Origin of the sequence: Paraclostridium bifermentans (assembly GCF_964259345.1) — a bacterium.
GTDB lineage: Bacteria > Bacillota > Clostridia > Peptostreptococcales > Peptostreptococcaceae > Paraclostridium > Paraclostridium bifermentans_B.
Genome location: NZ_CAXVJR010000005.1, coordinates 356793 through 378769, shown reverse-complemented (window position 1 = coordinate 378769; position 21977 = coordinate 356793). Strand labels below are relative to the sequence as shown.

General features: G+C 28.8%; 24 protein-coding genes and 1 other RNA gene. 19 read left to right on the top strand and 6 right to left on the bottom strand.

Going from position 1 to position 21977, the window contains the following annotated elements; all coding sequences use genetic code 11:
* Window positions 1-160: 160 nt before the first annotated feature.
* Window positions 161-835 carry a hypothetical protein gene (locus ACEXNK_RS12410; RefSeq protein WP_373598854.1) on the bottom strand — a complete coding sequence of 225 codons (675 nt, stop codon included), beginning with the start codon at window positions 833-835 and terminating at the stop codon, window positions 161-163.
* Between the two features lie 235 nt (window positions 836-1070).
* Here ACEXNK_RS12410 and ACEXNK_RS12405 point away from each other — a divergent pair, with 235 nt between their 5' ends.
* Together ACEXNK_RS12405 and pepT are read left to right on the top strand one after the other, a co-directional pair.
* Complete coding sequence (locus tag ACEXNK_RS12405; RefSeq protein WP_373598853.1) at window positions 1071-2330, top strand: HlyC/CorC family transporter; 1260 nt, start codon at window positions 1071-1073, stop codon at window positions 2328-2330.
* A gap of 183 nt (window positions 2331-2513) precedes the next feature.
* On the top strand, window positions 2514-3740 hold the full coding sequence (gene pepT / locus ACEXNK_RS12400) for a peptidase T (protein ID WP_373598852.1): 1227 nt from the start codon (window positions 2514-2516) through the stop codon (window positions 3738-3740).
* Window positions 3741-3783: 43 nt separating this feature from the next.
* On the opposite strand, the gene yfcE is transcribed toward pepT, so the two are convergent.
* Together yfcE and ACEXNK_RS12390 are read right to left on the bottom strand one after the other, a co-directional pair.
* Complete coding sequence (gene yfcE / locus ACEXNK_RS12395) at window positions 3784-4341, bottom strand: phosphodiesterase (protein ID WP_373598851.1); 558 nt, start codon at window positions 4339-4341, stop codon at window positions 3784-3786.
* A gap of 18 nt (window positions 4342-4359) precedes the next feature.
* Complete coding sequence (locus ACEXNK_RS12390; RefSeq protein ID WP_373598850.1) at window positions 4360-5160, bottom strand: NAD(+)/NADH kinase; 801 nt, start codon at window positions 5158-5160, stop codon at window positions 4360-4362.
* A 150-nt stretch (window positions 5161-5310) separates the two neighbouring features.
* Here ACEXNK_RS12390 and ACEXNK_RS12385 point away from each other — a divergent pair, with 150 nt between their 5' ends.
* Complete coding sequence (locus ACEXNK_RS12385) at window positions 5311-6213, top strand: RluA family pseudouridine synthase (RefSeq protein WP_373598849.1); 903 nt, start codon at window positions 5311-5313, stop codon at window positions 6211-6213.
* Window positions 6214-6224: 11 nt separating this feature from the next.
* Window positions 6225-7229, top strand: coding sequence for a nucleoid-associated protein (locus tag ACEXNK_RS12380; protein ID WP_373598848.1), 1005 nt, complete (start codon window positions 6225-6227; stop codon window positions 7227-7229).
* Between the two features lie 45 nt (window positions 7230-7274).
* Here ACEXNK_RS12380 and acpP read toward each other — a convergent pair whose 3' ends face one another.
* Window positions 7275-7502, bottom strand: a complete 228-nt coding sequence (gene acpP, locus ACEXNK_RS12375) for an acyl carrier protein (protein WP_373598847.1) — start codon at window positions 7500-7502, stop codon at window positions 7275-7277.
* A gap of 146 nt (window positions 7503-7648) precedes the next feature.
* Here acpP and ACEXNK_RS12370 point away from each other — a divergent pair, with 146 nt between their 5' ends.
* The 12 genes from ACEXNK_RS12370 to ACEXNK_RS12315 all read left to right on the top strand — a co-directional run bounded on the left by ACEXNK_RS12370 (window position 7649) and on the right by ACEXNK_RS12315 (window position 17697).
* Window positions 7649-8080 carry a hypothetical protein gene (locus ACEXNK_RS12370; protein WP_373598846.1) on the top strand — a complete coding sequence of 144 codons (432 nt, stop codon included), beginning with the start codon at window positions 7649-7651 and terminating at the stop codon, window positions 8078-8080.
* Between the two features lie 45 nt (window positions 8081-8125).
* Window positions 8126-8332 carry a hypothetical protein gene (locus ACEXNK_RS12365; protein WP_373598845.1) on the top strand — a complete coding sequence of 69 codons (207 nt, stop codon included), beginning with the start codon at window positions 8126-8128 and terminating at the stop codon, window positions 8330-8332.
* 237 nt (window positions 8333-8569) lie between these two features.
* Window positions 8570-8779: a hypothetical protein gene (locus tag ACEXNK_RS12360; RefSeq protein ID WP_373598844.1), complete on the top strand. Its 210-nt coding sequence runs from the start codon at window positions 8570-8572 to the stop codon at window positions 8777-8779.
* Window positions 8780-8941: 162 nt separating this feature from the next.
* Complete coding sequence (locus tag ACEXNK_RS12355; RefSeq protein WP_021428642.1) at window positions 8942-9115, top strand: hypothetical protein; 174 nt, start codon at window positions 8942-8944, stop codon at window positions 9113-9115.
* 47 nt (window positions 9116-9162) lie between these two features.
* Window positions 9163-9336, top strand: a complete 174-nt coding sequence (locus tag ACEXNK_RS12350) for a hypothetical protein (protein WP_373598843.1) — start codon at window positions 9163-9165, stop codon at window positions 9334-9336.
* A gap of 138 nt (window positions 9337-9474) precedes the next feature.
* Window positions 9475-9669 carry a hypothetical protein gene (locus ACEXNK_RS12345; protein ID WP_373598842.1) on the top strand — a complete coding sequence of 65 codons (195 nt, stop codon included), beginning with the start codon at window positions 9475-9477 and terminating at the stop codon, window positions 9667-9669.
* A 181-nt stretch (window positions 9670-9850) separates the two neighbouring features.
* Window positions 9851-10864, top strand: a complete 1014-nt coding sequence (locus ACEXNK_RS12340; RefSeq protein WP_373598841.1) for a LacI family DNA-binding transcriptional regulator — start codon at window positions 9851-9853, stop codon at window positions 10862-10864.
* A 198-nt stretch (window positions 10865-11062) separates the two neighbouring features.
* Window positions 11063-12628, top strand: a complete 1566-nt coding sequence (hutH, locus tag ACEXNK_RS12335; RefSeq protein WP_373598840.1) for a histidine ammonia-lyase — start codon at window positions 11063-11065, stop codon at window positions 12626-12628.
* A 22-nt stretch (window positions 12629-12650) separates the two neighbouring features.
* A complete protein-coding gene (locus ACEXNK_RS12330) occupies window positions 12651-14696 on the top strand; it encodes a urocanate hydratase (RefSeq protein WP_373598839.1) in 2046 nt (681 codons plus the stop codon).
* 94 nt (window positions 14697-14790) lie between these two features.
* Complete coding sequence (gene ftcD, locus ACEXNK_RS12325) at window positions 14791-15684, top strand: glutamate formimidoyltransferase (protein WP_373598838.1); 894 nt, start codon at window positions 14791-14793, stop codon at window positions 15682-15684.
* Between the two features lie 5 nt (window positions 15685-15689).
* Entirely contained in the window at window positions 15690-16976 is a 1287-nt protein-coding gene (hutI, locus tag ACEXNK_RS12320; protein ID WP_373598837.1) for an imidazolonepropionase, read from the top strand.
* 67 nt (window positions 16977-17043) lie between these two features.
* Window positions 17044-17697, top strand: a complete 654-nt coding sequence (locus ACEXNK_RS12315) for a cyclodeaminase/cyclohydrolase family protein (RefSeq protein ID WP_373598836.1) — start codon at window positions 17044-17046, stop codon at window positions 17695-17697.
* Between the two features lie 41 nt (window positions 17698-17738).
* On the opposite strand, the gene ACEXNK_RS12310 is transcribed toward ACEXNK_RS12315, so the two are convergent.
* Window positions 17739-18182 carry a hypothetical protein gene (locus ACEXNK_RS12310; RefSeq protein ID WP_373598835.1) on the bottom strand — a complete coding sequence of 148 codons (444 nt, stop codon included), beginning with the start codon at window positions 18180-18182 and terminating at the stop codon, window positions 17739-17741.
* Between the two features lie 204 nt (window positions 18183-18386).
* Here ACEXNK_RS12310 and ACEXNK_RS12305 point away from each other — a divergent pair, with 204 nt between their 5' ends.
* Window positions 18387-19286 carry a hypothetical protein gene (locus ACEXNK_RS12305; RefSeq protein ID WP_373598834.1) on the top strand — a complete coding sequence of 300 codons (900 nt, stop codon included), beginning with the start codon at window positions 18387-18389 and terminating at the stop codon, window positions 19284-19286.
* Between the two features lie 85 nt (window positions 19287-19371).
* A non-coding RNA gene (gene ssrS, locus ACEXNK_RS12300) (6S RNA) lies at window positions 19372-19558 on the top strand.
* A 27-nt stretch (window positions 19559-19585) separates the two neighbouring features.
* On the opposite strand, the gene ACEXNK_RS12295 is transcribed toward ssrS, so the two are convergent.
* A complete protein-coding gene (locus tag ACEXNK_RS12295) occupies window positions 19586-20602 on the bottom strand; it encodes a hypothetical protein (protein WP_373598833.1) in 1017 nt (338 codons plus the stop codon).
* 186 nt (window positions 20603-20788) lie between these two features.
* Between ACEXNK_RS12295 and ACEXNK_RS12290 the strand changes: the two genes are divergently transcribed.
* Complete coding sequence (locus ACEXNK_RS12290) at window positions 20789-21961, top strand: hypothetical protein (protein ID WP_373598832.1); 1173 nt, start codon at window positions 20789-20791, stop codon at window positions 21959-21961.
* Window positions 21962-21977 lie beyond the last annotated feature (16 nt).

Sequence of the window (21977 nt, the reverse complement as noted above, 5' to 3'; positions counted from 1 at the left end):
TTCCGATCATATTTAAATTATTAACAAGTATATTAATCTTATTCATAATAAATCTTGTTATTTAAGAAAGATAAATTTTTACCTTTCTTAATGTCATTATATGAATAAAAATAATATATGTTACCATTTTTTCAACATAAATTAATAAATTTCTTATTATTTAGTTTTTATATTTGCTAAGGTCGAAATTAGATGTAAAACTGTCAAAACCTATTCTATCTATATAAGCGCCTAATCTTTCTTTAGAGTTGGCATTAGAAGCATATAAATTTACTATCTCATCAACCAAATCAAGTACTTTTTCATCAGGAACTCCCATTATTAATCTATCTCCAAGTCTAGGTATAGTTCCTCCTTTACCACCTACAAATACAGTCCATCCTTTAGGTGTACCCATAAGACCTATGTCTCTAGTGTGATTATCAGCACAGCTATTAGGACATCCACTGACACCTATTTTTAGCTTATTAGGTAAGTTCATACCATGATATCTATCATCTAGTTTTAAGCCTATACTTACAGAGTCTTTGAAGCCTCTTTTACAAAAGCTTGTACCAGGGCAAGTCTTTATGCTTCTTACACATAAACCAATTGCAGCTCCTGGCTTCATTCCTAAATCTTCCCAAGCTAAATCTATATCCTTTTCTTCAAGACCTACAAGTGCTATACGTTGAGCAGCTGTGATTTTTATAGCTTGAGCTTTATATTTATCGGCTACATCAGCCAATTTTCTAAGTTGATCTGAAGTTATAAGTCCAGCAGGGACATGAGGAGCTATAGCATATGTTTTTAAATCTCTTTGAATAACGGCACCTTTGTCTAGTAAATCTTTCATATAATACCTCCTAAAAATTTAGTAATAATAGTATATGGAGATATTAAAAATATATTAGAGATATGATATTTTTAATACAAATGAATAAAATAATAATTGAGGGTATATATAATAAATTAATTATTAAATATAAAGTATATAGTTAGTGTATATTTAATAATGATAGGCCCTAAATTTTAGAGATTGTGTTATAATTATAATAAAAAAATTATAGTAATTAGGAGTGTGGTAAAAATTGGGTTCGACCGAGGGTAGTATTATTATTCAGATAGTGGTGTTAGCAGTGTTACTTATGTCTTCAGGATTCTTTTCAGCATCTGAAACAGCTTTAATGTCACTTAGTAAAATAAGAATTAGGCATATGCAAGAAGAAGGAGTAAAAGGAGCTAATTTAGTTGGAAAACTAACAGCAGACTCAGGTAAGCTGTTGAGCTCTATATTAGTTGGAAATAATATAGTTAATATAGCAGCAACTTCACTATCAACATCATTATTTATAACTCTGTTAAATGGACCAGAAGGAGTTCCAGTCGCTACTGCGGTAATGACTATTTTAGTATTAATATTTGGGGAAATAACACCTAAAACAATAGCTGCTAATAATTCAGAAAAGGTAGCTATATTAGTATCTAAACCTATAAAACTTATAATAGTAGTATTAACTCCAATTGTTTGGGTTTTTAATATTATAACAAATATTATATTTAAGTTATTTGGGATAAAAACTAATATAGGTCAACCATATATAACTGAAGAAGAATTAAAAACTATGGTGAATGTAGGTCATGAAGAAGGAGTTCTAGAAATAGAAGAACGACAAATAATAAATAATGTATTCCAATTTGGTGATATGCAAGCTAAAGAAGCTATGGTTCAAAGACTAGATATGGTAGCTATAAATGCTGAAGACAGTTATGAAGATGTAATAAGCATTTTCAAAGAAGAGCAGTTTAGTAGAATGCCAGTGTATGAAGAATCAGTAGATGATATCATTGGAATAGTTAATATAAAAGATATAGTATTTTTAAGTGAAGAAGAAATAAATAACTTTAATATAAAGAATTATGTAAGAGAAGCATTCTTTACATATGAATTTAAGAAAATAACTGAATTACTTGAAGAAATGAAAAAAGACAAGAGTCAAATGGCTATAGTTGTTGATGAGTATGGTGGAACAGCTGGACTTATAACTATAGAAGACTTAGTAGAAGAAATTGTTGGAGAAATAGACGATGAATATGATGAAGATGATGAAGATATTCAAGTAATTAAAGAAGATGAATATATAGTTGATGGTGGTAAAAAGATATCAGAGGTAAATGAACTTATAGGAACTAATTTAGAATCAGAAGAGTTCGATTCTATAGGTGGATTTATAATTGGATATCTAAAGAGATTGCCAGAAGAGAATGAAGTTATTGAAGTTGACAATGTAAGACTATGCATAGAAAGCTTAGACAAGAATAGAATAAAGAAAATAAGGGTATATACATAAGGTACTAAAATTAGTACCTTATTTTTATTGATTTTTTTAAAAAATATAATTAAATAAATTAAAATACTTTATTTGATAAATTTCGAAGAAAGTATTATAATTAAAACGTATTCCTTTATTTGGAAAAGGAGAATAAAAATCAAAAGATTAAAGAATTTATAGATAGGTGGAGGAACTTTTATCATGAAAGAAAGAGTACTTGAAAGATTTTTAAAATATGTAACATTTGATACAACTGCAGACCCTAAAAATTCAAATTGTCCATCAAGTGAAGGACAAAGAGTATTTGCTAAGTACTTAGTTGAAGAATTAAAAAACTTAGGGTTAGAAGATGCGCATGTTGATGAAAATAGCTATGTAATGGCTACATTAAAAGGAAATGTAGAAGGGGTTCCTACTATAGGGTTTATATCTCACTTAGATACAGCACCAGATGTAACTGGGAAAGATGTTAAGCCTAGAATAGTTAAAAATTATGATGGAAAAGATATAGTTTTAAATGAAGAATTAAATATAGTAACATCTCCTAAAGATTATCCAGAAATGGAGACTTTAATAGGTGAAGATGTAATAGTTACAGATGGAACTACTTTATTAGGAGCAGATGATAAGGCTGGTATAGCTGAAATAGTAACAGCTATAGAGTATTTAGTTAATAATCCTGAAATAAAACATGGAGATATAAAAATAGGATTTACTCCAGATGAGGAAGTAGGAAGAGGAGCAAACTTATTCGACGTTGAAAAGTTTGGAGCAAAATATGCATACACTATAGATGGTGGAATACTTGGAGAACTTCAATATGAAAACTTTAATGCAGCTGCAGCAACTATAACTATACAAGGTAGAAATGTACACCCAGGTAGTGCAAAGAATAAATTAGTTAATGCATTACATATAGCAGCTGAAATATCTGAAATGTTCCCAGCTAGTGAAAGACCTGAAACTACAGAAGGTTACGAAGGATTCTATCATTTAAATGATATAAATGGAAATGTTGAAAAAGCTTCTATGGTATATATAATAAGAGACCATGACCATGATAAATTTGAAGCAAGAAAAGCATTTATGAAAGATGCAATAGAAAAAATAAATGCAAAATATGATAACAGAATAACTTTAGACTTAAATGATCAATATTACAATATGAAAGAAAAAGTAGAGCCAGTTAAATTTGTAGTTGACTTAGTTGAAGAAGCTATGAAAGAAACTGATATAACTCCAATAATAGTACCTATAAGAGGTGGTACAGATGGAGCTAGATTATCATTTATGGGATTACCTTGTCCAAATATATTTACAGGCGGATTAAACTTCCATAGTAAAAATGAATGTATAGCTGTATCATCAATGGTAAAAGGATCTGAGCTAATAGTTAAAATAGCTGAAAAATATACAACAGTTAAGTAATAAATAAAAAATGAACTCTTATTAAGAGTTCATTTTTTATTTATTATAAATTTATTATTTCATTAGTATTTATATCTATTAAATTAATATCTAAGTCTAATTCTTCATGAGATTCATTTATATCTATAATAGCAACAGAATGTGATCCATCTTTAGGAATAGATGTACTTCCAGGATTTATAACTATTAAATTTTCATCTACATATAGTTCTTTTACATGAGTATGTCCAAGGACTAAAATATCAGCTCCCATAGATTTTGCTCTTTTAATGGTTTCTTCTTTAGAATCTACATATCCATGATTTACTAATACTCTAAGCTCTCCAAATTGACTTAAAACATAAGGTCCTTGTATAGGATGATTTATAACCATTTGATCAACATCTGCATCACAGTTTCCTCTAGCTATAAGTATATTATCTAAGTCATTTATTTTAGCTATAACACCCTTTGGATTATATCCAGTAGGTAAGTCATTTCTTGGTCCGTGATATAAAACGTCTCCAGCGTGAAGTAATATATCACAATCAGATAAAGTTTCTAAAGCTTTTTCTAAATAAACTAAACTACCATGAGTGTCACTCATAACTCCTATTTTCATTTAAATACCTCCTATATATTATAAAAATTTTTCTGATACTCTACTCCAAAATTCATAGTTGGTAAGCCTGAGTAATTTAACGTATACATCAGAAGTTGTAATTGCTATACTAGTTATTTTTTCTAATCTATATTCAACACCATCTATTACTATTAATAATGCATTTTCAAATCTATACTCTGGAAAAACATTTATTATAGCATCATGAGGAAAAATTATACTAGAAGTAAAACATCTGTATGCATTTGTATTTATAGGGTGTAGTGGAGTTAATTGCATAAGTTTTAAACTAGGATCTACTATACTTCCGCCAGCAGCATAATTATAAGCTGTTGAACCTGTAGGTGTAGAAACTAATAAACCATCTCCACTAAAATTTTGAATATCTTTATTATTAACATTTAGTTTAAGATGTATAGTTCTTGATTTATCTCCCTTTATAACCACATCATTTACAGCATACATGTCAAGGCAACTTCCTTTTGTACATACTGTAGCCTGTATAAGGGGAATATCTTGTAAAATAAAATTGCCTTTTAAATAATCACTTATAAATTCATCTAAAAAATCAGGGTAGACATCAGTGAAAAATCCTAAATGTCCAGTGTTCACACCCAAAATGGGAATTTCAGGATAATCAAAATCATGAACAGTTTTTAAAAAAGATCCATCTCCACCGATAGATATTATAAGTTCTGAATTTGGATCAAAATTATACGTTACATTAAATCCGGCTTTTATAAGTTTTTCTGTTAATATTTTTCTAGTTTTTATAGATATATCCAATGAATTTGAATTTATTGTTATAGTTCTTTTCATATCCCCACCTCTTTACATTTGTATTATAACATAATTTAAAAAATAATTAATAGCCTACTAAAAATGTAGTATATAAATAAAAGGTCTTATGTATTGATGAAAAATAGTATAAAATAGATAATGTTATTATAAATGAAAGTAGGTGCAAGTTTGTTCAAAAAAGAAGAACAAAGATATGATACAATATCTTACACAAGTAATGAAAATTCAACATTGAAAGAAATATTATTAGATAAGTTAAATTTTTCAGTAAGATCTTTATCTAAAATGAAAAGAGAACAATCTGTTTTAGTGAATGGTAAATTTAAAAAGCTTAGCTCTAAAATAGAAAAAGGGGATTTAATAGAAGTTAAAATAGATGAAGATAGAGCTAATTTTATTCCACAGGATTTAAACTTAGACATAATTTATGATGATTTTGACTTAATAATGGTAAATAAACCTCCTTTTATGGTAGTTCATCCAACTAAAAGTCACAATGAAAATACTATAGCAAATGGAGTTACGGATTATATAATTAAAAAAGATGAAAAAGTTAAAATAAGATTTGTAAATAGATTAGATATGAATACATCTGGACTTGTAATCATTGCTAAAAATGCATATGCACATCATACATTATCAATGGATATGGGTGAAGATAAAGTTGAAAAAAAATATATTACAATAGTTAAAGGATTAGTTGAAAAAGACTTTGGGACTATAAATGAGCCTATATATAGACAAGAAGAAGATAGTATAAAGCGAGTTGTAGATGAAAGAGGTCAACAATCTATAACACACTACAAGGTAATTGAAAGACTAAATGATGCAACAGTTTTAGAAGTTAAGTTAGAGACAGGTAGAACTCATCAAATAAGAGTACATATGAGCCATATAGGTCATGGTATAATAGGAGATGAGTTATATGGTTATGTAAATGAAGATTTAATTAATAGACAAGCATTACATGCATATAGTTTAGAATTTGAACAGCCAAGAACTAAGGAAAAATTAAAATTTGAAGCTGAAATTCCTAAGGATATGAAAGATTTAATAGAGAAACTAAGATAGAGGTGAAAAATATGATAATACATAAGTTTATAGTACACGTGTTAGATAAAAATAGTGAAGTGCCTATTTTAAATGACTTTGAAGGTAAAATAAGTCAGGAAGTAGATAAGTTTTTTCAAAAAATAATAAAAAGAGTTAGTAAAGATGATGACTTAAGAAAAGGTATCTTTAAAGACTATGAGAATAACGTAGTAAAAAACTGTTGTGAACAAATTATATATGATGAAAGTACATTTTTAGAAAACTCAAAGGAAATAGCTGCATATTTATTTGATACAATGAAGATAAACGCAGAGCTAGAATCTTGCGATTTAGCAATATGTTTATATACTATAAAAGATGAAAAATATGTAGGTATTTTAAAACTAGATTACAAAAGACTATATACTCATTCTATTGAGTTTGTTGATGATAAATTTAACATACAGATGGTACCTAATGAAATAGGTATTCCTGAAACTCAAAGACAAAAACAATGTGCTATAGTTGGATTAACAGGTATGAATGATGAGTATCACTTAAGACTTTTAGATAAAGATGCAGAAAAAGAAGAATTAGAATCTAAATTTATAAGTGAGTTTTTAAATGCTGAAAAAATAGTTGATGATAAACATAAAACAAAAGTATTTAAAAATAGTGCAGAAACATGGATAACAAATGCTTTAGCTAATGATATAAAACAAGCTGAAGATATAAGAAGCGTATTAAACTATACTTTAAAAGAAAAAGAAGAAATAGATGTAGAGGAATTCATTGAAAAGTCTATAGATAACAATGATTTAAAAGAAAGCTTTAAAGAGCATATGGAAGATAAGGGATTAGATGAATCATTCAATATAGATAAACAATGGGTTGAAAAAAAGCTTAAGAAAAGAAGTATAAAAACAGATACTGGATTTGATATAAAAGGTGAGTTAAGTAACTTTGAAGATCCTATGAAGTATAGTGTTAAACAAAATCCAGATGGAAGTATAGATATAACTATAAAAAATATAAAATTTTATGAAGAGAAATAAAAAAGCCGAGTTTAATACTCGGTTTTTTTTATGCGAAGTGAATTTTTATTTATGACCTTCTATAAAAGAGCATATATCTCCTATACATTTGAAGTTTTCAGCTTCTTCATCAGGAATTTCTATATCATATTCATCTTCTAGCGCCATTATAACTTCTACTGCATCTAATGAGTCAGCTTCTAAATCTTCAGTTAAAGATGTATTTAAAGTTATAGTGTTTAGGTCATCAACGCCTAATTGCTCAGCTATTATTTCCCTAACTCTTTCAAACATAATGGACCTCCTAAAATAAATTCATAATTTAATTGTAGTTTAATATAATAAAAAGAATTTTTCAATATAAAATTATATAAAAATTAGAATATTATAAAATGACAAGCATATATATTTATATATAGAAAACATAGGAGGAATAAGTTATGAAGTATATAGGTTTATTAGCATCGTCTATATGTGTTGTAATAGTATTATTAATAAACTCGTATTACAATATCATAAACTTAGATGTTCAAAAGATGAGTTCATATGTAATAGAAAGTAATATGATATTAGAAGATTTTATAACCAATGAAGAAAAGGTACTTAAAAATCATGAAGAGTACATAAGTAGACTAGTAAATTTAAAAAGTTGTATAAATGATACTAAAACCTCTTTTTTTACTAGTCAGTACAAAGAATATAAAATTAAATCTATTGATAGCTTAACAAGTACTATAAGCAAAGGTGAAAAAAATGCTAAACATCTAGAGTTAGTAAAGAAGTATAATGATTTATCGGAAAAAGAACTGAATAGTTTATTAGACAAGAATTTATTAGAAGTAACATATTTATCTACCCATGCATATGAATAAATAAGAGAAGCTACAAGCTTCTCAACACTAAAAGGGGGTAACCATATGTCAAAACTAGATAAACTTTTAAGAAGTTTTGGATGTGGATGTGATTCACCATTTGGAGGATCAAGTTTACTGATAATTGCTGTAGTAGTATTTTTATTATTGGGAACAGACTTACTTGATAACTTCTTTTGTGATGATAACTCATGGATATGGATAATATTAATAATACTTTTATTATTCAATTTTGATGATGGATGTTGTTAAAAAAAGCTCTGCAAAGGGCTTTTTTTGCGTTATATCAATACATCCATATATATATATTAATCTATGTTAGTAAAAAATTTTAAATTAAAAATAAAAATACAGTAACCGTTTTAGGGAAAGTTCATAATATAAATTAAGAGTATAAGCAATTGAGATATGACTTCTAAAAATAAAAATATGGGTTAGCTAAAAAAAGGGGATAGAGATTTTAGCAATCCAAAAAAATAGGGGGTATATATGGGCACTTTAAGTAGATTATTTGGTGGAGATGGATTCTTCTGCGGAGGAGCATGGTGGATAATAGTATTATTCTTCTTATTCTTAGCATTCCAAGAGTGTTGGGCAGATATATGTATAACTGATTGGATCCCATTTTTAATATTACTTCTTATTGTGTGTTCATGTGGACTAGATGGCTGCGATGACGGATATGAGTGTGGATGCTAATTAATACAAAAAAGACTACCAATTGGTAGTCTTTTTGTTGTTTATACATATAAAAATAACTGGAAAAAATTAAAAAACTTATTATCAAAAACTATTATACATGCATAGTATATTTTAAGAGCGAAAGCTCAAATAAATAATCATCATCAGGAGGTAAACAAAATGTTAGATAGACTATTTGGCGAAGATGGATGTTTTGGAGGAGCATGGTGGATAATAGTGCTATTCTTCTTATTCCTAGCATTTGGAGATTGTTGGGAAGAGTTAGATATATGCGCATGGATACCATTCTTAATAGTTTTATTAATATTATGTAGCTGTGGTGGCTGTTTCTAAAACAAATATTAGACACCATAAGTAAATAACATCAGGAGGGAAATAAAATGTTAGATAGATTATTTGGAGAATCAGGATTTGGCGGTTGTGGATGGATAATAATAGTGCTATTTTTCTTATTCTTAGCATTTGGAGAAACTTGGGAAGAGCTAGATATATGTGCATGGATACCATTCTTAATATTGTTGTTAATCCTTATAAGCTGTGATGGATGCTTTTAGTAAATAATACTAATTAGTATTAACAAAGATAAAATAAGAAGTAACAAAAAAATATATAAATTCATATTATATAAAATAGTTAACTATTAAAGCTAACTAAATTAAATGAAGTGATAACTTTAATCAGGAGGTAAATATATGTTAACAAGATTTTTCGGTGAAGATGGAGCTTTTGGAGGAGCATGGTGGATAATAGTATTATTCTTCTTATTCTTAGCATTTGGAGAAACTTGGTGTGAGATAGATATAATGGCATGGGTACCATTCTTAATATTATTATTAATAACTTGTTCTTGTGCAGGATTCTTTGATGGAGACGACTGCTGCTGCTAATAAAAAATAATAAAATAGAAAATAAAACCATAAAAATAACACGTCAGTAATGTACTGACGTGTTATTTTTTGTCGAAATATATTTAAATAGTTACAAAATTATGATAAAATTAATTTTTACACAGACTAAAGAATAGATTTCATTAAATATAGTAAAAATTAAGATAAGGAGGAATGGTAAATGAAAACAAATGTAACAATAAAAGATGTAGCTAAGAAAGCCGGAGTTTCTATATCTACAGTATCAAGAGTAATAAACGATTCTAAACCAGTTACTGATGAAGTAAAACAAAAAGTATTAGACGTAATAAAGGAAACTGGATATGTACCTAATCCATTAGCTAGAAGTTTAGTAACGAAAAAAAGTCAATTAATAGGAGTTATAGTTCCAGAAGTTTCAGACTCTTTTGTTAGTGAATTAGTAAATGGAATAGAGGAAGTTGCTAAGATGTATGATTATGATATATTATTAGCAAATACTTACTCAGACAAAGAACAAGAATTAAAAAGTATAAACTTATTAAGAGCTAAGCAAGTAGAAGGTATAGTTATGATGTCATGGAAGGTAGATGAAGAGCATCTAGAGTATATACAAAAATGTAGAATACCAGCTGTATATGTAAGTAAAACTGCTAGAAACTATGATGTTTACTCAGTAAGTATAAGTAATACGGATGCAACTTATGATATGACTAAATATCTTATAGATAAAGGACATAAAAAAATATCATTTATAATGACAAGTGAGGATGATACAGTTCTAGAAGCTGAAAGATATTTAGGATTTGAAAAAGCTATGAATGATAACAATATAGAAATAGATAAATCTTTAGTAAAGAATGCTGGAACTACATATGACTACGGATATGATAAAATGAAGGAAATACTAGATGAAGGAAATAAGCCTGATGCAGTATTTGTTACAGGAGATGAGGCAGCTATAGGTGCATTAAATGCAATATGTGATGCAGGATATAAAGTTCCAGAAGATATATCTGTAGCAGGATTCAATGATGCTAAAATAGCAGCTATGTATAGACCTAAGTTAACAACAGTTCATCAACCTTTATATGATATGGGAGCTGTTGCAATAAGAATGGTTATAAAAATGATAGATAAAGAAGTTTTAGAAAATAAAAAAGTAGAACTTCCATATAGAATAGTTGAAAGAGAAAGTGTTATAGAGAGAAATTAAATATTTAAGCATGTTATAAAATTTTTTATAACATGCTTTTTTATTAAAAAAATTATTTATATAAATTTCTTTAGATATAAAAAATTATTAATGTAAATTTAAGGTGGAGGATATAGGAAATCATTGTAGAAGTTATTTAAGTATCGATGATTTTACAATTAAATATTTAGATTTTATATTTATACAGGGGGAGTATATATGAATAAAATAATTATAGATGGTAGAGATTTAACTATAGAAGATGTAGTAAATGTATCAAGGAATGATTATAAGGTAGAAATAAGTGAAGAAGTGTTAAAGAAAGTTAAGATGTCGAGAGAATTAGTAGATAAGTTTGTAAATGAACAAAAAGTTGTATATGGAATAACTACAGGATTTGGTAAATTTTCAGATGTAGTTATATCTAAAGAAGAAACACACGATCTTCAAAGAAACTTAATAATTAGTCATGCCTGTGGAGTTGGACAACCATTTGATGAAGATATAGTAAGAGCAATAATGTTGTTGAGGATAAATAACTTGTCTAAAGGATATTCTGGAGTCAGAATAGAAACATTAGAAACCTTGATGAATATGTTAAACAATAATGTACACCCAGTAATTCCTGAAAAAGGGTCTTTGGGAGCATCAGGAGATTTAGCTCCACTGGCACATATGGTACTTACTATGATAGGTGAGGGAGAAGCTATATATGAAGGTAAAAAAATGCCATCAAAAGAAGCTATGAACCTTGCAGGAGTAAAGGTATTGCCTGAGTTATCATCTAAAGAAGGACTAGCACTTATAAATGGAACTCAAGTTATGACTGCAGTAGGAGCTTTAACAACATATGATGCAATGAATTTATTAAAATTATCAGATGTAGCACTAGCTATGACGATGGAGTCATTAAATGGAATTACATGTGCAATGGACGAAAGAGTACATTTAGTTAGGTCTCATAGAGGGCAAATAAATACGGCAAAGAATGTATTAGATTTATTAAGTGAAAGTGAAATGACAACAAAACAAGGAGATTTAAGAGTACAAGATGCATATTCACTAAGATGCTCACCTCAAATTCATGGAGCAAGTAAAGATGCAATAGAATATGTAAGAAATAAAATAAATATAGAAATCAATTCAGTAACTGACAACCCAATAATATTCCCAGAGCAAGAAGATGTAATATCAGGAGGAAACTTCCATGGACAACCTATGGCACTAAGTTTCGATTTCTTGGGAATAGCATTATCAGAAATAGCTAACATATCAGAAAGAAGACTAGAAAGATTAGTAAATCCATCACTAAGTAACGGACTACCAGCATTTTTAACTAAAAACGGAGGAGTAAATTCTGGATTCATGATAGTACAATATAGTGCAGCATCATTAGTTTCAGAAAACAAAGTATTAGCACATCCAGCAAGTGTAGACTCAATACCATCATCAGCAAACCAAGAAGACCATGTATCTATGGGTACTATAGCAGCAAGAAAAGCAATGGAAATAATGAAAAATACAAGAAATGTATTAGCAATGGAAATATTAGCAGCAGCTCAAGCGATAGATTTAAGAGGCAAGAAGAAGTTAGGTATAGGAACAGATGCAGCATATAATACCATCAGAAAACACACTAACTTTATTGAAGAAGATTTAGTTATGTACAAAGAGATAAATAAATGTGAAGAATTAATTAAGCAAAACTTAGTTGTAGAAGCTGTAGAAGAAGCTTTAGGATTCAATTTATTAATAAATGAAGAAGTAGCTGTAAGTGAAATATAAAAATATAAGGGGGATATAGGCTATGATTACTTTAGAAAAAACTATGAGTTTTACAAATGAAGATATAAAAGATGCAATGACTATAAAATTAGATTATGTACCAAATAAAATACCACAATTTATAGATGGAATAAGAAGAGCTCCAAAAAGAGAAGCTAAATTATCAGATTCAGATATAAAATTAGCCTTAAATAATGCCTTAAGATATATACCAGAGGAATATCATGAAATGCTAGCACCAGAATTTTTAAATGAACTTATGACAACTGGAAGAATATATGGATATAGATTTAGACCAGAAGGTAATTTAAAAGCTAAGTCAATAGATGAATATAATGGTAAATGTATAGAAGCTAGAGCTTTTCAAGTTATGATAGATAATAACTTAGATTTTGATATAGCGCTTTATCCATATGAACTTGTTACATACGGAGAAACAGGACAAGTATTCCAAAACTGGATGCAATACTTATTAATTAAAAAGTATTTAGAGGTTATGAACCAAGATCAAACATTAGTTATACAATCAGGCCATCCTGTAGGTTTATTTAAATCTAAGCCAGATGCACCTAGAGTTATAATAACTAATGGATTAATGGTTGGATTGTTTGATAATCAAGAAGATTGGAAAAGAGCAGCTGCTATAGGAGTTTCTAATTACGGACAAATGACAGCTGGTGGATGGATGTATATAGGACCTCAAGGAATAGTTCATGGAACATATTCCACATTACTAAATGCAGGAAGGTTAATACTTGGATTACCAGAAGAAGCTGATTTATCAGGAAAGTTATTTATAACTTCTGGACTTGGTGGTATGAGTGGAGCACAAGGTAAAGCTGTAGAAATAGCAGGTGGAGTTGGAATAATAGCTGAGGTTGATTATTCAAGAATAGAAACAAGATATACTCAAGGTTGGGTTAGTAAAGTAGTTAATAGCTGCGAAGATGCATTTAAGTTAGCTAAAGAGTATATGGACAAAAAAGAGCCGTGTGCAATAGCTTATCATGGAAATATTGTAGATTTACTTCAATATGCAGTTAAAAATAATATACATATAGATTTACTATCAGATCAAACTTCTTGTCATGCTGTATATGACGGAGGATACTGTCCTCAAGGAATAACATTTGAAGAGAGAACTGAGCTTTTAGCTAATAATAAAGATAAGTTTACAGCGTTAGTTGATGAAACATTAAAAGCTCATTTTGAAGTTATAAAAGCTTTAACTAAAAATGGAAGTTATTTCTTTGATTATGGAAATAGCTTTATGAAAGCTGTGTATGATGCAGGCTGCACTGAAATATCTAAAAATAGAGTAGATGAAAAAGATGGATTTATATTCCCATCATATGTTGAAGATATATTAGGACCACAGTTATTTGATTACGGTTATGGACCATTTAGATGGGTATGTTTAAGTGGCAAAAAAGAAGATTTAATAAAAACTGATAAAGCTGCTATGGATTGTATCGATCCTAATAGAAGATATCAAGATAGAGATAACTGGATATGGATAAGAGATGCAGAAAAAAATGGGCTAGTAGTAGGGTCACAAGCTAGAATATTATATCAAGATGCTATGGGAAGAACTAATATAGCTCTTAAGTTTAATGAAATGGTAAGAAAAGGGGAAATAGGACCAGTTATGTTAGGAAGAGATCATCATGATGTATCAGGAACTGATTCACCGTTTAGAGAAACATCTAATATAAAGGATGGAAGTAATATAATGGCGGATATGGCTACTCATTGTTTTGCTGGAAATGCTGCTAGAGGAATGAGTTTAATAGCTCTTCACAATGGAGGAGGAGTTGGTATAGGCAAATCTATCAATGGTGGATTTGGAATGGTTCTAGATGGATCTCATAGAGTTGATGAAATACTTAGAACAGCAATGCCTTGGGATGTTATGGGAGGAGTTGCTAGACGTGCATGGGCTAGAAATGAAAACTCTATAACTACAGTTATGCAATATAACAAGATGTGTGAGGGTCAAGATCATATAACATTACCATATATAGTGGATGAAGACTTAATAAATCAAGTTATAGAATCTAGCAAATAATGCTATCATTGGATACCTCAAAATGCACACGTGTATTTTGAGGTAAATCCATTAAGATAAATTGCTAAAATAATGTATAAGGGGGATTTTTAATATGGCTATAGTACAATGTGTACCTAATTTTAGTGAGGGAAAAGATTTAGATAAGATAGAAAAAATAGTTTCACCTCTTAGAGGAAAAGAGGGCGTTAAACTTTTAAATTATGAAGCTGATAAGGATTACAATAGAGTTGTAGTTACTGTTATAGGAGAGCCTAAAGCTGTAAAAAATGCAGTTTTAGAATCTATTGGAGTAGCTAAAGATGTAATAGATATGAATTCACATAAAGGACAACACTCTAGATTTGGGGCTACAGATGTATGCCCATTTATACCTATAAAAGGTATGACTATGGAAGAAGCTGTGGATTTAGCAAAAGAACTAGGTGAAGATGTTGCTAAATTATATGATATACCAGTATTTTTATATGAGTGTGCTGCATCAAAACCAGAAAGAGAAAATTTAGCAAAAGTAAGAAAGGGAGAATATGAAGGATTAGATGCTAAATTTGAAGATCCTAATTGGGCTCCAGATTTTGGACAAGCTAAAAAACATCCTACAGCAGGAGCAATAGCGATAGGAGCAAGAAAACCGTTAATAGCATATAACATAAATCTAGATACACCTAATATAGAAATAGCTTCAAACATAGCTAAGACTATAAGATACTCTAGTGGAGGTTATAGATTTATAAAAGCAGGTCCAGTAGAAATACCAGAAAGAGGAATCACACAAGTAACTATGAACTTAACAGATTACACTAAAACTGCCATGTATAGAGCGTATGAAACTGTTAAAATGGAAGCTCAAAGATATGGAGTTAATGTAATGGGAAGTGAAATAGTTGGACTTTGTCCAATGGAAGCTCTAATTGATTGTGCATCTTATTACTTAGGACTTGAAAATTTCTCTTTAGATAAAGTATTAGAAACTAGTTTAATGGAGTAGATGATATGAGAGCTGACTTAATTATAAAAAATATAGGGAAATTAGCTACTATGAAAGGCCAAACGCCTTTCATAGGAAATGCTATGAATGATATAGAAATAATAAATAATGCATATATTGCAATAAAGGATGGAAAATTTTTAGAAATAGGAAAAGGAGATAACTATAAACATTTAATTGGTGAAGATACTAAAATAGATGATGCAAATAATAAATTAGTTACACCAGGACTTGTAGATGCTCATACTCACTTGATTCATGGAGGAAGTAGAGAAAATGAATTTGCTAAAAAACTTGCAGGTGTTCCATATTTAGAAATTCTAAAAAGTGGTGGAGGAATATTGAGCACTGTAAACTCTACAAAAGAATCTTCATTTGAAGAATTATACGATAAAGCTAAAAAAAGTTTAGATAGAATGTTAGAGTTTGGAGTAACTACTGTAGAAGCTAAAAGTGGTTATGGGTTAGAATTAGAAACAGAGCTAAAACAATTAAAAGTAGCACAAAAACTTGGGAAAGACCATCCTATAGATTTAGTACATACTTTCTTGGGAGCTCATGCTATTCCAACTGAATATAAAAATAATCCAGATGAATTTGTAGATAAATTAATAAAAGAAATGATGCCTAAAGTAAAAGAGCTTGATTTAGCTGAATTTTGCGATGTATTCTGTGAAGATGCAGTATTTAGTATAGACCAAACAAAAGTTATATTTGACGCTGCTAAAAATCTTGGTTACAAATTGAAAATTCATGCTGATGAAATAGTTTCTCTAGGAGGAGCAGAGCTTTCGGCTGAATATAAATGTATATCAGCAGATCACTTAATGGCAGCAAGTGATAAAGGGATAAATATGATGGCTAAAGAAGGAGTAGTAGCTAATATTCTTCCAGGAACATCTTTTAATCTTAATAAAGCTTATGCTAATGCAAGAAAAATGATAGATTCAGGTGTAGCTATAGCTTTATCTAGTGATTATAATCCAGGAAGTTGCCCAAGTGAAAATTTACAGTTTGTTATGCAGTTAGGTTGTCTAGGCTTAAAAATGACACCTAATGAGGTTTTAAGTGCTGTAACTATAAATGGAGCTTGTGCAATAGATAGACAACATGAAATAGGATCTATTGAAGTAGGGAAAAAAGCAGATTTAGTAATCTTTGATGCTCCTAATGTAGAATACTTAATGTACCATTTTGGAATAAATCATACTCAGTCTGTGTATAAATGTGGAGAACTAGTTGTTTCTAGTAAGCAGATAGTTAACAACAAGAAAGAATGTATGTTAGTTTAGATTATCTAAAAGTATTTAAACTAAATTTATGTGGTTTTTAATTACTTATAAATGAGGGGGATTATGTATGAAGTTAGTTGAAATGACAGTAGAGGATTTTTCAAAGTCGGTAGATTCTAATTCGCCAGCTCCAGGGGGCGGGTCTGTATCTGCATTAGCGTCTAATATAGGAGTAAGTTTAGCTAGAATGATGGCTAATTTAAGTTTTGGAAAAAAGAAATACGAAGCATTAGAAGAATGCGTTAGAATAGAATTTACAGATAAGTTCAATAAGTTAGGAGATATAAGAGAAGAATTATTAACATTAGTTGATAAAGACACAGAATCATTTGATGAGTATATGAGGGCTATAAAAATGCCAAAAGATACAGAAGAAGAAATAGAAGCTAGAAAAGCTGCTATAAAATGTGCTACTGGATACTCAATAGAGATACCGTTTAAAACGGCATCTGTATCAGTGGAAGCATTAGAAATGATAGGGTATATAGCAAAGTATGGAAATCAAAATGCTATAACGGATATAGGTGTAGGAACATTGCTTATATATAGTGGAGTAGAAGGTGCAATTTTAAACGTAAAAGTTAACTTGTTAGGATTAGATGATGAAAATATGGTAAGTGAATATACAAGCAAATGTAATGAACTATTAGAAAGAGCAAATGAAATTAAAGAGGATATAATCTCTAATATACACTCTAAGCTAGAACCTATAAAAGCATAAAAAATGTAACCTTTAAAGGTTACATTTTTTATTATTCTTTATTACTCTTCATTTTTTTTAACTTTTTTTATAACTTTTTTTACTTTCTTGCTTGATTTAGTGTTTTCAGTTGTTGGTTCTGATTTAGTATTTTTAGGTGATTTATGGCCATCAGTTTTACCTGATTTTTTACTAGACTCCTTTTTAGATTGGTCAGGTTTAGATTTTTTACTTTTTTTATTATTTACTTTTTCTTTAGCTTCTGCATTTGATATTTTATTCATAATAGTATCTACTTTTTTTCTTTGATTTTCATCCAAGAATGCTTTGAATTTTTCTACAACCTCTTCTTTACCTTGAAGTGTTTTACCTATTTTAACAAGCTCATCCATAAGCTCATCCTCAGATTTATCTTTGTAACCATCTGCAATTTCTTCAATTTTATTTTTATCTATGTTTTTTTCTTTTGCGAATTTTTCCATAGCTTCTTTATCTATTTTTTTCATAAAAACACCTCTTTCAATAATATATATTTGATTATGTTCATATTATTTATATATAGAAGTATTGAGTAAAATATGAATAATAATATGAAAATAAAAAATACTTATAAATAATATATATGCACTAATATAAAAGAAAGGAACAATAATATAAAATAAAACATAGTTTATATATTAGGAGTAGTATATAGTAAGGGGTGACCAATAGTGAACAATTTACTATTTATATTAGGAATTATAGCTTTAAGTAATGGTAATATATCACTTTACGATAATAAGCCTAATGACATAGATGAAAATGATGAATCAGGATATATGAGGGCAAAAGGGGCGAAGAAAATTAATAAGCTTAAATTAAAGGAAAAGTTACGACCTAAAGAATATAATGATGAGAGCTATGAAGATGAGGAAGATATAGTAGACCCTTTGGAATATACAAGTGAAAATGATACTTTTAATATACATGATATAGACAAAGGGATGAAAATGTTAGAGTTGAGTGATGATGATTTAGACAGGGGATTGGAAATAATTACAAGAACTAAAAAATATATGGATAGAGATGAGCGGAAAGTTCTTGTGAAGATAGAGAGTATGTTAGATCTTGTAAGGGGTATAAAAAAATTAAGTACAGTAGATGAAATAGATGAATCTGATGAATCAGATTTTTTTAGAAGCATGGAAGAAGACGATAGAAAAAATATGATGATAAAAGAGATTTTAGAAGTTTTCCCGGAAAGCAAAAAAGAGACAGTTGAAAAAGCTATAGATATGAAAAAGAAAATAGAGCTATTTGCAGAATTATTTTTACCAGATGATATTGGAGAAGAAAGTGGATCAGGATTTAGCCTTAGTTCCTTAGCTAATATAAATAATCTAGGTAGTTTAAACAACTTAAAGCTATTAGGAAGTCTTTTAAGAAGTGATAACAAAGACTCAAAAAATGAGAAAAACAATAGATCAAGTTATAATGTAGTTTATAATGATAAATATGAAGAATTTGAAGAAGATGAATCGGAGTATGAATATGAATATTTAGAAGATGATGAAGAAAGTTACGACATGGATGACTATAACGATGATGATTATATTCGAATTAACAGATAAAATATGGAAAAAAGTAAAAAAAATGATAAAATTGCTATATAAAACTACTTTTAAATTTTGAAGTTTTATTATATAATAGAAATATGAAATCCTGAAGCATACGACAGAGCTTATTTAAATTCAACCGACAAAGTTTGAACGGGAGTATGAGTCTAGAAGTGTATAGCATGCCCCTCCATAATTATGGGGGAAGCTAAAAACTCCTAGTAGTACACCCACCTGGGAGATTCTCGGGTCTGAATTTGAAGGGCCATCGGTGTTTTGGGGTAAAAAAAGTATTGTGATTCACAATACTTTTTTTATTGTTCAAAATTGCCTAATATTGAAAATGGATTCTTACAAGTAAATAAAGTATTAGTATTATAACTTAAATCATCCTTATACTTAGATTTAAAATAAGACCTAATAAATTTTTCATTGATACTATAACAATCTTCTATAGGCTCACTCCAATTAATGCCCAAGTCTTTTGTATAAAATGTATACAATTTATTATCTTCTATATAAAAAATATATATGATATTTTTATACTCTAATAATGATGGAAATAAGTAGACATGAGGAGTATTTAAAAATTTATTTGTTAATTCTTCAAAAAAATTATTTTTTAAGTATCCATTTAAATACTTTATACTATATTTTCCTTCAATGGATTCACAATATGAAAAATGATAGAAATTAAGCTTATCTTTTAATACAGATAGGTATATTTTATTAGAACTTGAATCAGTAATTAATATACGATTATCCCATGTGCAACTATTAGTATTAAATGTAGATGAGCAGATTTGAGAAAAATCATTATGATCCTTAATGTAGAAGATAGTAGGAGTATTATTATTAAAATTAACTATAAAGTTATCTAAAATAGGTAAATTTATAAAATCTATTTTATTTTCAACCCAAGTAGAACCATTGTAGTAATGATGAAATAATATAGTTGTAGGATTAGATTTATTAGTCAAATAATAGATTATATGCATTTCACTATCTATAAATTTTATATATGGAAAAGTTATATCAAAGTTAATAAAATCATAATCAACTGTATAAAGAGGCTTAAATCTAGTAGTATTATTATTTAATTTTAAAATATTAATACAGTTATCTATATATATTCCATAGATGTTATCATTTGAATCAATATCAAAGTAATACTTTGAATAATCTAATGGTATATTCATTATGTTTTCCTTTAAAATGAATAAGTCGCTATTTTTAAAATAATTGCAAACTAAGTTGGATCCACCATTAATAACTATCATATCTTTGTTAGACTTCCTTAATACATAAGAACATTCATTAAAAAACCCCATAGTAACCTCCTAAATATACTTATTATATAAATATATATGTTAAGAGAAAAGTTATTTATTCTAATAAGAATTAATTAATAAAATAGTAATTAAGTAACAATTAATAAAATGCGTGCATATTATTAATTAGGCATAATAAAGAGCCTACATTTTTAATAAGACAATCAAAGGGGAGGACAAAACTTAATGAAGGATTTAATGAGATCTAAAAAAGTAGTAAGCAAAAGAGTACAACAGCCTACTCAAAAAATAGAACCTAGTAGAAGCTATATAGAAACAAATGAAATTGAAGAAGAATTAAACAGAGGGTGCAAATCAAATGGATGCAAACCTCACTGTCATCCATATATACCATGTGATTGTGTAGATGATTGTAAAGGTAAATGTAATGACCATCACCACAATTGTGGTTGTAATACAAGTTGCTGTAACTGCAACGACGATGATTGTACAGAGAATTGCTTCCCAAACCCTTGTCCAGAAGAGTGTAGCCATCCTTTAGTACCACCGAAGTTTTCAACATCACAAGCAATGCTATACCCAATAGAAACTAATAGAATATACGATACTATAATGTTTAGAGTATTTACAGATGGTAAAAATTCAAATGGAGATGATCTACATTTTAAGTATGAATTAGGAAACTTATGTGGACCATTACCATGTTCAACTCAAACTAATGTAACTATAGAAAAAGTATGTATAAACTATTCAGGTATAAAGATTAATCCAGGAACAACTTCTTTAGAGCAATTAAAAATTGATGAAGTTAATGGAAAAAAACAAGAATGTAAGTCAGTTTTTGAATATAATGTTTGTGGTCAACTAAACAGATGCTGCAATGAAAAGTGTTTAGGACAAAATGTAGTATACAAAGAAAAGGGATTAAATGTTATAGTATATGATTTAGAAATAGAATTGACAGGTAGATTCGGATGTTCAGAATTTACAGCTATAGCTACTCCATGTAGTAAGTGTCATTCTAAATGTGAAGATTCTTCAAATTGTGTAGTATTCTATTTCAATACTTTATCTAGCGATGTGGTAGTACCAGCAGATGGAAGATCATTTACTTTAAGACAAGATTTCCAAACTCAATTAACAGTAGATTGTATAGGAAAAGGTGTAATAACTCAAGAAATAATAAATGGGAAACCTTGCTATGAGTTAGAAATACCAAATGGAATAGATTTAGTTCTTTGCTTACAAAATATAGTAAGTGTACTAATAAAAGAGCAAATAGTTGTATTGGGAGGACCTACAAAAATACAACCTAGATTAGCAGATACATTTGGTAGCGTTTGTGATTTCTCACAATTTACAGGTAACTGTGAAGATAATGAAAAGAAATGCAAATAATTTAATTCTACTGTAA